The 10,851-nt window shown below is 73.6% G+C and carries 13 protein-coding genes; 3 read left to right on the forward strand and 10 right to left on the reverse strand.

All coding sequences use genetic code 11. The features are described from left to right. Window positions 1-22: 22 nt before the first annotated feature. Window positions 23-778: an SDR family oxidoreductase gene (locus FNH04_RS31950; RefSeq protein ID WP_152789332.1), complete on the forward strand. Its 756-nt coding sequence runs from the start codon at window positions 23-25 to the stop codon at window positions 776-778. A gap of 69 nt (window positions 779-847) precedes the next feature. Here FNH04_RS31950 and amaP read toward each other — a convergent pair whose 3' ends face one another. From amaP to FNH04_RS31975, 5 genes are all read right to left on the reverse strand, one after another. After that, window positions 848-1,426 (reverse strand): alkaline shock response membrane anchor protein AmaP, encoded by a 579-nt coding sequence (gene amaP, locus FNH04_RS31955; protein WP_322724419.1) that lies wholly within the window; start codon window positions 1,424-1,426, stop codon window positions 848-850. A gap of 6 nt (window positions 1,427-1,432) precedes the next feature. Further along, the gene (locus FNH04_RS31960; protein ID WP_152789334.1) at window positions 1,433-2,131 is read right to left on the reverse strand and encodes a DUF6286 domain-containing protein; all 699 of its coding nucleotides are present in this window, start codon (window positions 2,129-2,131) and stop codon (window positions 1,433-1,435) included. Then, the gene (locus tag FNH04_RS31965) at window positions 2,128-2,532 is read right to left on the reverse strand and encodes an Asp23/Gls24 family envelope stress response protein (RefSeq protein WP_386574984.1); all 405 of its coding nucleotides are present in this window, start codon (window positions 2,530-2,532) and stop codon (window positions 2,128-2,130) included. Before FNH04_RS31965 ends, FNH04_RS31960 begins: the two co-directional genes overlap by 4 nt. Further along, window positions 2,529-2,714 carry a hypothetical protein gene (locus FNH04_RS31970; protein WP_152789336.1) on the reverse strand — a complete coding sequence of 62 codons (186 nt, stop codon included), beginning with the start codon at window positions 2,712-2,714 and terminating at the stop codon, window positions 2,529-2,531. The genes FNH04_RS31965 and FNH04_RS31970 overlap by 4 nt, the downstream gene beginning before the upstream one ends. Window positions 2,715-2,916: 202 nt before the next feature. Continuing rightward, on the reverse strand, window positions 2,917-3,405 hold the full coding sequence (locus FNH04_RS31975) for an Asp23/Gls24 family envelope stress response protein (RefSeq protein WP_194236881.1): 489 nt from the start codon (window positions 3,403-3,405) through the stop codon (window positions 2,917-2,919). An 86-nt stretch (window positions 3,406-3,491) separates the two neighbouring features. On the opposite strand from FNH04_RS31975, the gene FNH04_RS31980 reads away from it, so the two are divergent. Next, window positions 3,492-4,289, forward strand: coding sequence for a nucleopolyhedrovirus P10 family protein (locus FNH04_RS31980; protein WP_152789338.1), 798 nt, complete (start codon window positions 3,492-3,494; stop codon window positions 4,287-4,289). Between the two features lie 497 nt (window positions 4,290-4,786). Here FNH04_RS31980 and FNH04_RS31985 read toward each other — a convergent pair whose 3' ends face one another. The 4 genes from FNH04_RS31985 to FNH04_RS32000 all read right to left on the reverse strand — a co-directional run bounded on the left by FNH04_RS31985 (window position 4,787) and on the right by FNH04_RS32000 (window position 8,957). Then, a complete protein-coding gene (locus tag FNH04_RS31985) occupies window positions 4,787-5,590 on the reverse strand; it encodes an enoyl-CoA hydratase/isomerase family protein (RefSeq protein ID WP_152789340.1) in 804 nt (267 codons plus the stop codon). A gap of 140 nt (window positions 5,591-5,730) precedes the next feature. Continuing rightward, window positions 5,731-5,952, reverse strand: coding sequence for a helix-turn-helix domain-containing protein (locus FNH04_RS31990; protein WP_030578326.1), 222 nt, complete (start codon window positions 5,950-5,952; stop codon window positions 5,731-5,733). Between the two features lie 371 nt (window positions 5,953-6,323). Beyond that, window positions 6,324-7,922, reverse strand: a complete 1,599-nt coding sequence (locus FNH04_RS31995; protein ID WP_322724425.1) for an ABC-F family ATP-binding cassette domain-containing protein — start codon at window positions 7,920-7,922, stop codon at window positions 6,324-6,326. 213 nt (window positions 7,923-8,135) lie between these two features. Further along, complete coding sequence (locus FNH04_RS32000; protein WP_322724427.1) at window positions 8,136-8,957, reverse strand: outer membrane protein assembly factor BamB family protein; 822 nt, start codon at window positions 8,955-8,957, stop codon at window positions 8,136-8,138. A gap of 154 nt (window positions 8,958-9,111) precedes the next feature. Here FNH04_RS32000 and FNH04_RS32005 point away from each other — a divergent pair, with 154 nt between their 5' ends. Beyond that, window positions 9,112-9,528 carry a VOC family protein gene (locus FNH04_RS32005; protein WP_152789344.1) on the forward strand — a complete coding sequence of 139 codons (417 nt, stop codon included), beginning with the start codon at window positions 9,112-9,114 and terminating at the stop codon, window positions 9,526-9,528. Between the two features lie 42 nt (window positions 9,529-9,570). Here the strand turns inward: FNH04_RS32005 and FNH04_RS32010 are convergent, their stop codons facing one another. After that, complete coding sequence (locus tag FNH04_RS32010) at window positions 9,571-10,830, reverse strand: hypothetical protein (RefSeq protein ID WP_152789346.1); 1,260 nt, start codon at window positions 10,828-10,830, stop codon at window positions 9,571-9,573. Window positions 10,831-10,851 lie beyond the last annotated feature (21 nt).

Here is a 10,851-nt window from a genome sequence, read left to right on the forward strand (position 1 = left end):
GGGGATGGGAGAGGATAGGGGCATGGATCTTGGACTGAAGGACCGTGTGTACGTCGTCACCGGGGCGACCCGCGGGCTCGGCAACGCGAGCGCGCGGGAACTCGTGGCCGACGGCGCCAAGGTGGTCATCACCGGGCGCGACGAGAAGAGCGCCACCGACGCGGCGACCGCCCTCGGCCCGAACGCCGTCGGGGTCGCGGCCGACAACGCCGACCCGGAGGCCGCCGCCCGGCTCGTCGCTGCCGCGCGCGAGCGCTTCGGCGGGTTCGACGGCATCCTGATCAGCGTCGGCGGCCCGGCGCCCGGCTTCCTCGCGGACAACACGGACGAGCAGTGGACGGCCGCGTTCGAGTCGGTGTTCCTGGGGGCGGTGCGCCTGGCGCGGGCAGCGGCGGCGGAGCTCGGCGAGGGGGGCGTCATCGGCTTCGTGCTCTCCGGCTCCGTACACGAGCCGATCCCGGGCCTGACCATCTCCAACGGGCTGCGCCCCGGTCTCGCCGGATTCGCCAAGTCCCTCGCGGACGAGCTGGGTCCGCGCGGTATCCGCGTGGTCGGTCTGCTGCCGGCCCGTATCGACACCGACCGGGTACGGGAGCTGGACGGTCTCTCCGCCGACCCGGAGGCTACCCGCGCGGCCCACGAGTCCCGTATTCCGCTGCGCCGGTACGGCGCTCCGGAGGAGTTCGGGCGCACGGCGGCGTTCCTGCTGTCGCCCGCCGCGTCCTATCTGACGGGCATCATGCTGCCGGTGGACGGCGGGTCGCGGCACGGGTTCTGAGCGGCACGGGGTTCTGAGCGGCACGGCACCGGGAGCCGGGGCCGGGGCGGCTCGGGCGGCTCGGGCGGCTCAACTCACCCGCTCGGCCCGGTGTTTGACCGCGCGGAGTCGTACCCATGCGGGCAGCGCGGCCAGTCCGGCCGACGTCCGGGCGTGCGTGACCGCCTCCGCGGTCAGCCGGCGCAGTGCGTCCCCGGGGTCGGCATGCGGTTCCAGTACGAGCCGCACCCGTGCCTCGGGGGCGCTGCGCCGTCCGGTGAGCTCCACGTGCGCGCGCTCCACGCCGTCCAACTGACCGGCCTCACCGGCGAGTACGCCCTCCAGGGCGCGCCCGCGCAGCAGGGCGCCCTCACCGTCGCCGGTGTCGACGAGCACCTCGTGGAGACGGTGGCGCCGCAGCACGGCGGTCAGCCACCACAGGAGGCACAGCAGCAGGGCCGCGAGCGCGGCGATGACGGCGGGCCACCACCAGCCCTCGTCCCGCCACCGTGTCCGCTCGGCATCGCTGAGCAGCACGTCGTGCGGGCCGTCGTGCAGCCACCAGGACGGTGGATCCACACCGAGTCCGACCACGAGCACGGACCCTCCGGCCACGACGAGCACCAGCCCGGCGAGCCCCAGCAGTACCCGGTTGACGATCCTCAGCACCGGTCCTCACCCCTTCCGTCCGGGCCGCCGGACATGTACGGCCAGGGCGGGCTGGCGGGAGAGCCCGAGGCCCCGGATGCCGTCGGCGAGCACGGTGTCCAGATCGGCGCGTACCTCGTCGAGCTCGCGGAAGTGCGACACCGCGCGGACGTCGACCTTCCGGCGGCCCACGCGGACCCGTACGTCGCGCACGCCCGACACCTCCATGGCGCGGTCGCGCAGCACCATCGCGGCGGCGTCCCGGTACAGCCCGGCCCGCACACCGGCGTGGACGCGCCGCATCGGCAGCAGGCCGCGCAGCCCGGGCGTCACCGCGAGCACGAGCAGCCAGACACCGAGGGCCGCGGCGACTCCGGCGCCGACGAGCACCCAGATGTCGTCGAGGGGCCGCTCGGAGAGTTCCCGGGCGAGGAACGTGCGCCACTCCATCGCGGACCGGCCGGCGCGGACGGCGGCGACGTCGTACAGCATCAGGCCCGTGCCAAGGAGGAGCAGCAGCGCGAGAACGCCGGCGGGGGCGCGGCGCGAGGACCAGAAGCGCTTCTCGTCGCCGGCCTCGCCCTCGACGGCGGGCAGTGGGTCGTACGCGGCCGCCGACGTGGCCTGGACGGGTTCACCGGCCGTCTTCTCCAGGACCGGGAGCCGCTGCGTTCCGTGCGAACCGTTCGTATCGTTCGTGTCTTCGGAGCCGTGGGACTCGCTCATCGCGTCCTCCGCTGTGCCGCGCCGGGGACGTGCACGAGGTGCAGCCGCTCCACCAGGACGGCCACCTCGGGTACGTCCACCCCCGCCAACGCCTCTACCCGCTGGGCGACATGGCGACGCACGGCGGCGCACCGGGCCCCGATGTCGGAGGGGTACTCGAGTTCCAGGCCGACGCGGACGTGCGCCGCCTCACGGTGGACGACGGCGTCCGCGTGCGGGGGCATGGCGTCGGGCGGCAGCGGCTTCAGCGCCTCGCGCGCCGCCTGCGCGGCGATCTTCGCGACGACGCGGTCGGCGATCCGGGTCGCACCGCGCTCGCCCGGCGCGACGGTCGTGAGCGGCCGGCGGCCCTCGTCGGGGCGGCCACCACCGGAGTGGTTGCCGTCGTCCACGCGGATCACCGCCGTCGGTCGCCACGCGGGCGGAAGAAGTCACCGAAGTCCAGGTCCCCCTCCAGGAACCGGCCGACGACCAGGCCGACGGCACCCAGCGCGGCCACGAGCAGGAAGGCGCCGAATCCGCCGAAGTACCCGGCGAAGCCCAGCGCCATTCCGGCGATCATGCCGACGACGGCCAAGCTCATGCTGTGCTCCTAGGGGCGTAGGGGGCTTTGGGAGGGTTGCTGGAGCCGGATTGCCGGAGCCGGATTGCCGGAGCCGGGTTGCCGGAGCCGGATCACTGGGGCCCGGATGCCGAGTCCGGAATCACCGGAGCCCGGTTGCCGAGTCCGGAATCACTGGGCCCGGTTGCTGGTGGACCTGCTGAGAACGGGTTCCGGAGCCGGGTCACTGGACCCGCGTCCCCGTTTCCTCCTCCTCTTCCTCCTCCGGCAGTTTCACGTCGCTGACCGCGATGTTGACCTCGACCACCTCGAGGCCCGTCATGCGCTCGACGGACGCGACGACGTTCTCGCGCACCGCGCGGGCGACATCGGAGATGGCCACCCCGTAGTCGACGACGATCTCCAGGTCGAGGGCGGCCTGTACCTCACCGACCTCGGCCTTCACACCCCGGGTGACCGCTTTCGCCCCGCCCGGCACCCGGTCCCGTACGGCCCCGAAGGTCCGCGCGAGCCCACTGCCCATGGCGTGTACGCCGACCACCTCGCGCGCCGCGAGCCCGGCGATCTTCTCGACGACTCCGTCGGCGATGGTGGTACGCCCCCGGGTGCCCGGGTCGCCACCGCCGCGCCTGGTGGTCTTACGGGTGGTGACGGCCTGCGCCGTCTCGTTCTCGGAATCCCCCGTCCGGTTCCGCTGCGTCATGTCAGTCATGCCGTACGTCCCTTCCGGTTGTCCTCCTTTGCCCACAGTAAGCCGGGTTGCGCGGTCGCGCGCCGGGGATGCGGCAGGCTGGAGCAATGACGGCGGACGGATGGGCGAAGGCGGTACGGCAGCAGCTCGGCCTGGGCAGGGTGCTCCCCCTGGGCGGCCCGCGCGACGGCGCGTGGATCACGGAGCGGGCGGCCGGCTCGTTCCTGCGCCGCGCGGCCGCCTCGGTGCCCGGGGTGCGTCCGGGCCCGCTGCGGATCTCACCGGCCGATCCGGACGCGTCGTACGAGAGCTACGAGCCCGTTGTCCCGCCTCCGCCGAGCGCGCTGCCGCCGGGGCCGCTGCGGATCGACGCGGATTTTGAGGTGTCGGCGGATCCGACGGCCCTTGCCGCCGAGCCGCTCCACGCGACGGCGGCCCGTCTCAGGGCGGTCCTGGCCACGGCGGCGACGGAGCGACTCGGTCTGACGGTGACGGAGGTGGACCTGCGGGTGACGGGACTGCTGGAGGCCGACGAGGACATGGGCGGCGTACGCCCGGAGAACGGGCCACCGGCGGGGGAGCCCGCGCCCGCCCGGGAGCCGGAACGGGGCGGCGACGGTGGTGACGGCGGCGGTGACGGCGACGACGAGGAGTCCCGCGTCACCGCCACCGCGCTGGCCGTGCCGGGCGTGGCCCGGCTGACCGGTGTGCTGGGCGGGCGGGGCCGCTCGGTGCACATCGAGACGGGCGCCGCGCTGCCGCGCCGCCATGTGCGGGTCGAGCTGGCGGTCACGGCCACGGCCACGGAACGAGTCCTGGACGTGGCGCGCGCGGTGCGGGCGGCGGTGGGCGGGGCGCTGCCGGACCATCCGTCGGTGGCGGTCGTCGTGACGGAGGTGGACTGACGGGCGTCCGCCCTGGAACAGGGCATCAGGAGAGGGCTCCGAGGACAGAGCACCCGCCCTGCAACGGGGTGCATCCGCTCCCGGACGGAGCACCCGCCCTCGAGCAGGGCGTCCGCCCTGGCAGAGGGCACCGCCTCAGGCCAGGGCGGAGCCTCGGGACCTGCCCACGAGCAGAGCGTCCGCCCCCGACCGGGGAGCCGCCCCGACCGGGAGCCACCTGGGGGCCGTCCCCGGCAGGGGCGCCCTCTCGGGCTGGGGGCGCCACGTCGTGCACGGGGCGCGCCGTCTCTGCCGGGGGCACCACGTCGCGCGGAGGCGCCTCGGACAAGGGGTGCCGCCTCGGGAGCCGGGCACCGCCTCGGGACCCGCCCCGACAAAGGGCTCCGTCTCGGGCTGAGGGCGCCGTCTCGGCCGGGGCACCACGCCGCGCGGAGACGCCCCCCGGCAAGGAGTGCCGGTCCGGGCAGGGGGTGCCGCCTCGCTTCGACCGGCTGTCCTTACTCGCCGACGCCCGCCAGATCCCGCAGTCGCCGGGCCTGCGCGGCGCGCTCGGCGGCGCGCTGGTCGTCGTACGTGCGCTCCTGCGCCCCGCGTACGAGTGCCTTGGTCTCGATGACGGCGTCCCGTGGTGCGGCGAGCAGCGCCGAGGCCAGATCCCGTACGGTCTCGTCGAGCTGCCCGGCGGGCACGGCGAGGTTGGCCAGGCCGGACTGCACCGCTTCCTCCGCCTGTACGAAGCGCCCGGTCAGGCAGATCTCGAGCGCGCGACCGTACCCGACGAGCTGCACCAGGGGGTGCGTCCCCGTCAGGTCGGGTACGAGTCCGAGGCTGGTTTCGAGCATGGCGAACTGCACGTCGTCCGCGACGACGCGCAGATCACAGGCGAGCGCGAGCTGGAAGCCCGCGCCGACGGCGTGTCCCTGCACGGCGGCGATGGACACGATGTCACTGCGCCGCCACCAGGTGAACGCCTCCTGGTACGCGGCGATGGTCGCGTCGAGCTCGGCGTCGCCACTGCGCGCGAGATCGACGAACGACGGCTCACCCTCGATTCCCTCGGGCGTGAACATCTGCCGGTCGAGCCCGGCCGAGAACGACTTGCCCTCGGCGCGCAGCACGACGACCCGGACAGAGCCCGGCAGTGTCCGTCCAACCTCGGCCAACGCCCGCCACAGAGCGGGGCTCTGGGCGTTGCGCTTGGCCGGGTTGGTCAAGGTCACCGTGGCGATCGCCTCATCGACGGTGAGGCGTACGCCGTCCTTGTCGAGTGCGGGAGCGAAGTCCTTGTCGAGCGAAGCCATGGGCGCCTCCGGTGCGTGCGGTCGATCGGGACGCCGTACGTCGTCGCACGACGGCGCCCCCAAGTGACTGCACAGTAACCACCCGGCCGGTCACCTGATCGACCGGGTGGCCACCATCGAAGCCGATGGGCCGCCCGGCGTCAGGCCGACTGGGCCTTCTTGCCTCGCGTCGCCCCGCCACGCCCTCGCAGCGTGACACCCGACTCGCTGAGCATCCGGTGGACGAAGCCATACGAGCGGCCGGTTTCCTCGGCCAGTGCTCGGATGCTCGCACCGGAGTCGTACTTCTTCTTCAGGTCTGCCGCGAGCTTGTCGCGCGCGGCGCCGGTCACCCGGCTGCCCTTCTTCAGAGTCTCGGCCACCCGTGCCTCCTCATGGGAAGTGCGCTCTGGTCTCCTCATGATCACCCCTCCGGGGCGTGATGGCCACCCATTCGGCAAGGTCCGTGAGACAAGCTTGTGACGACGGGAGCGGATCCCCACGAGTGGAATCCTGCATTCCGCGCAAGCGCGTCCGTACGGCCGAACGGGTTGTTCCGCGAACCGGCAGGTCAGCGGCGCGCGACGGCCGAGCCCTCGCTGCGGGAGGGCTCGGCCGTGAAATCGATGTAGAACACACCTCGGTACGAGGAGATCTCACACAGATGGTGGATCACGGATCGGCCGAATGATCCATACGCAGTGGATCAGTCATTCGATCAACCGGAAGTGACCGCGCGGGCGGCCACCGGAGCTCAGGCCAGGGCCACGAGATCGGCGTAGTCGGCGCCCCAGAGGTCCTCGATACCGTCCGGCAGCAGGATGATCCGCTCCGGCTGCAGCGCCTCGACCGCGCCCTCGTCGTGGGTGACCAGGACGACCGCGCCCTTGTAGGTGCGCAGCGCGCCGAGGATCTCCTCACGGCTGGCCGGGTCGAGGTTGTTGGTGGGCTCGTCGAGGAGCAGGACGTTCGCGGACGAGACGACCAGCGTGGCGAGCGCGAGGCGGGTCTTCTCGCCGCCGGAGAGGACCCCGGCCGGCTTGTCGACGTCGTCGCCGGAGAACAGGAACGAGCCGAGCACCTTGCGGACCTCGACGAGGTCCATGTCGGGCGCGGCCGACCGCATGTTCTCCAGCACCGTGCGGTCCGCGTCGAGGGTCTCGTGCTCCTGCGCGTAGTAGCCGAGCTTCAGTCCGTGGCCTTCGACGACCTGGCCGGTGTCGGGCTTCTCGACGCCGGCCAGGAGGCGGAGCAGGGTCGTCTTGCCCGCGCCGTTGAGGCCGAGGATGACCACGCGCGAGCCCTTGTCGATGGCCAGGTCGACGTCGGTGAAGATCTCCAGCGAGCCGTACGACTTGGACAGGCCCTCGGCGGTGACCGGGGTCTTGCCGCAGGGCGCGGGCTCGGGGAAGCGCAGCTTGGCGACCTTGTCGGACTGGCGCACCGCCTCCAGACCGGCCAGCAGCTTGTCCGCGCGGCGGGCCATGTTCTGCGCGGCGACCGTCTTGGTGGCCTTGGCGCGCATCTTGTCGGCCTGCGCGTTCAGGGCGGCGGCCTTCTTCTCGGCGTTGGCCCGCTCCCGCTTGCGGCGCTTCTCGTCGGCCTCGCGCTGCTGCTGGTACAGCTTCCAGCCCATGTTGTAGATGTCGATCGCGGCGCGGTTGGCGTCCAGGTAGAACACCTTGTTGACCACCGTGTCGACCAGGTCCACGTCGTGCGAGATGACGATGAAGCCGCCGCGGTAGGTCTTGAGGTAGTCGCGCAGCCAGACGATCGAGTCGGCGTCGAGGTGGTTCGTGGGCTCGTCGAGCAGGAGCGTGTCCGCGTCGGAGAAGAGGATGCGGGCCAGCTCGATACGGCGCCGCTGGCCGCCGGAGAGCGTGTGGAGCGGCTGGCCGAGCACCCGGTCGGGCAGGTTGAGCGCGGCGGCGATGGTGGCGGCCTCGGCCTCGGCCGCGTACCCGCCCTTGGTGAGGAACTCGGTCTCCTGGCGCTCGTACTGCTTGAGCGCCTTCTCGCGGGTGGAGCCCATGCCGGTGGCGATGCGCTGCTCGTTCTCGCGCATCTTGCGGATCAGTACGTCCAGGCCGCGCGCGGACAGGACACGGTCACGGGCGAGCACGTCCAGGTCACCGGTGCGCGGGTCCTGCGGCAGATAGCCGACCTCGCCGGAGCGGGTGACGGTGCCCGCGGCGGGGATGCCCTCGCCCGCGAGGACCTTGGTCAGGGTCGTCTTGCCGGCGCCGTTGCGGCCGACCAGGCCGATGCGGTCGCCCTTGGTGATGCGGAAGGACGCGGACTCGATGAGGACGCGGGCACCGGCGCGCAGCTCGATACCGGAAGCGGAGATCACGGACAGACTCCAGGGCAGGGTCGTTGACGGCGGGGTGGGCGGCTGAGGGCGGTCACGCCGTCTAATGCGCGAGGAGAATGGCCATGGGGCCGATTCTAACGGGGGCGGCAAGCGGTTTTCCGCCCTGCCCGAACAGGTTTGCGTGTCCTCGGTCACCGGGGCCGGGCCGGTGCCCTACCCGTGGCGGCCGCTTGGACGGTCGTCGCGGAGCGGTCAGCGGTCCCGGGCGATACGGCCCCGGCCGTCGACGGCGACCAGGTTGGCCGGCCAGGCGGCGTCCGGTCCGCAGGGCTGGGCGATCAGGACGGCGGTGCCGTGGCGCACCGCGCGCGAGGGCGCGAAGGCACAGCCCCGGCGCGCGGGCAGCGCCCAGCGGAGGTCGCCGTCGGCGAGGCGGTAGGCGGCGACGCGGTGCGGGGTGACCACGGCGAGCGTGCGGGCGTCGAGGAGCCGGAGGACACCGGCCCCGCCGTGGGCGGCGAGCCAGTCGGCGGCGCCCGGGAGGGCCCGGTGCCAGCGGGCCCTGCCGTGGTGGGGGTCGGTGTCGGTGACCAGACCGTCGTCCCAGAGCGCGATGGCGTGCCCGCGCGCGGGGAGCACGGCGAGGGGCCGGCGGCCCGCGCGGGAGTACGTCCAGTACGGCCGGCCGCTGTCCCGGTCGTACGCCTCGACGGCCGCCGCGCCCCACCGCAGCCGGGGTTCCACCGCCCGGGATGCGTGCGGCACGCGCGCGTGGAGGGTGAGCCGGTCTCCGTAGGGGGCGGGGCGGGCCGCATGGGCGGCGGCGAGAACGAGGGCGGCGAGAACGAGGGCGAGGGCCGCGGGGAGAAGGCGGGGGACGCGGCGCGGTGGGAGCCGTGGCGGGACCGCGGTCGCGGGAAACTCCACGGCGTCCGCCGGCGCCCTGGAAGCTCCCAGGCGGGCCTCCGGGACCTCTGGGGTGACGGGCCTCGCCCGCGTCTTCCCGAACGGTGGAACGGCCACCTTGCCCCCGTTGTCGTCGCTGCCCTCGGAACAGGCGCAGAGCGTAGGCACGGCGTGTCCCGGGCGTTCGCGTGACACGACGGCGCGCCCCCCGTTCGGATCACCGTTCCGGCTCCGTGCTCGGAGGAGCGCTGTCAGTGGTGGGTGCAAGACTGAGCAGCAGGTGACAAGTTCGCCGATTCCCGGCGAGAAGGGAGTGATCGGCATGACAGGGACGGACGGCAGGCGCCCGAGCATCTACCCGACGGTGCTGTACGCGGACGCGAAAGCGGCGATCGAACAGCTCACGGAGGCCTTCGGCTTCAGCTCGCTCGCGGTGTACGAGGGCGAGGACGGCTCGGTGGTCCACGCGGAGCTGGTGCAGGGCAACGGCGCGGTGATGCTCGGTTCCAAGGGCAGCGGCGGCGTCTTCGACAGCGCGATGAAGGACGCCGGGACCACGGGGGTGTACGTGGTGGTGGAGGACGTCGACGCACACCACCGGCGGGCCGTGGAGCACGGCGCCGAGATCCTGATGCCCCCGACGGACCAGGAGTACGGGTCCCGGGACTACATGGCCCGGGACGTGGAGGGCAACGTGTGGAGCTTCGGCACCTACGCCCCTGAGATACCCCTGAGTTAGCGGCCCGGCTCCCGCGGGCGGGGGCAGCCGCCGAGGGCGGGGTCAGCTTCCGCCGGTGTGCACCTGGAAGGCGGCGCGGCGCACGGCCTTGGCGAGCGCCGGGTCGGGGTGCGCGGCGGCGAGGGCGACCAGGACCTGCACAGTGCGCGGGTGGCCGACGGCGCGGACCTCGTCGAGCAGCGCGGGCACGGTGGGCTGCACCGCCGACTCCAGATGCCGTACGAGGAGCGGGGCCTCACCGTGGTCGGCTACGGCCGCGGCCGTGTCCACCCAGAGCCAGGTGGCCTCTTCGCGGGTGAGTACCCCGTGGGCCTCCTCGGGGTCGGCGCCGTCGTGCTCGGCGAGCCACAGCAGGGCGTAGGGCCGCAGCGGGGTCTCGTCGGCCACGGCGCGCACATCGGGCTCGGCGGGGGCGCCGACCACGCGCAGCGCCTCGAAGGCGAGGCCGCGGATGAGGGCGTCCTCGCCGCGCGCGGCGTCGAGGAGTTCGGTGACGGCGGCGCCGACGGGACGGGCGGCGAGCCAGGCGCGGTACTCGGCGCGGGCGGCGTTGGGCCGCAGCTGGGCGCAGCCGCGGAGCATGTCCTCGGCGGCGGCCTCGATGTTCCCGGCGGGGCTCTGCGCGGCGACGCAGATCTGCTCCAGCTTGACCCACACCGCCCAGCTGCCGAGCGGAGTGAGCGTGGCCTGTCCGTCGCCGCAGGTGAGCGCGCCGACGGAGGCCAGGGCGTGCAGGGCCCAGTCGAGCAGGGGGGCGAGCGAGGTGTCGCCGGAGCCCGTCTCCGTGGCGGTGACGTCCGCGACGAGCTGGGGGACGAACGGGATCTCGCAGCGCTCGGTGCGGAGTTCGGTGACCCGCTGCTCCAGGAGGTCGAGGAGCTGCTCGACGGGCACGGGACCGGCGGAGAGCTGGAGGAAGGAGAGGACCTGGGGCATCGCGGAGACGACCTCGGCGACGGCGGCGGGCTCGCGGTCCGCGGGTTCCGGATGGGCGAGCGACCAGGCGTCGAAGAGGGCGACCCAGCCGCGCAGGACGGCGCTGTCGTCCCGGTTCCAGGCGCGCAGCCGCCAGCCGGGGCGGGCGCTGTCGCCGTGGACCTCGACGAGCCCGGCGAGACGTGCCGTGTCCCAGTCGTGGCGGACCTGCCCTGGGGTCAGCCCCAGCTCGGCCGCGGCCCGTTCGGCGGTCGCCGCCGAGAGGGTGCCCTTGCCCTCGGAGTTCGAGCCGCCGCGCCCGGGGCGGAGGGCGGCGTCGGCCCAGCGGGCGACACGGGCCGCGTCCGCCAGGCCGGCGCGGGCCATGCGGGCGAGTTCCGCGGGCGG

It is taken from the genome of Streptomyces phyllanthi (genome assembly GCF_009377205.1).
In the GTDB taxonomy this organism is placed as follows: domain Bacteria; phylum Actinomycetota; class Actinomycetes; order Streptomycetales; family Streptomycetaceae; genus Streptomyces; species Streptomyces phyllanthi.

What these genes read in the sequence shown, in the direction of transcription:
- FNH04_RS31950 (WP_152789332.1), top strand. Translation starts at nt 23, where the DNA reads ATGGATCTTGGACTGAAGGACCGTGTGTACGTCGTCACCGGGGCGACC.
- FNH04_RS31960 (WP_152789334.1), bottom strand. Translation starts at nt 2,131, where the DNA reads ATGAGCGAGTCCCACGGCTCCGAAGACACGAACGATACGAACGGTTCG.
- FNH04_RS31970 (WP_152789336.1), bottom strand. Translation starts at nt 2,714, where the DNA reads ATGAGCTTGGCCGTCGTCGGCATGATCGCCGGAATGGCGCTGGGCTTC.
- FNH04_RS31975 (WP_194236881.1), bottom strand. Translation starts at nt 3,405, where the DNA reads ATGACTGACATGACGCAGCGGAACCGGACGGGGGATTCCGAGAACGAG.
- FNH04_RS31980 (WP_152789338.1), top strand. Translation starts at nt 3,492, where the DNA reads ATGACGGCGGACGGATGGGCGAAGGCGGTACGGCAGCAGCTCGGCCTG.
- FNH04_RS31985 (WP_152789340.1), bottom strand. Translation starts at nt 5,590, where the DNA reads ATGGCTTCGCTCGACAAGGACTTCGCTCCCGCACTCGACAAGGACGGC.
- FNH04_RS32005 (WP_152789344.1), top strand. Translation starts at nt 9,112, where the DNA reads ATGACAGGGACGGACGGCAGGCGCCCGAGCATCTACCCGACGGTGCTG.
- FNH04_RS32010 (WP_152789346.1), bottom strand. Translation starts at nt 10,830, where the DNA reads ATGGCCCGCGCCGGCCTGGCGGACGCGGCCCGTGTCGCCCGCTGGGCC.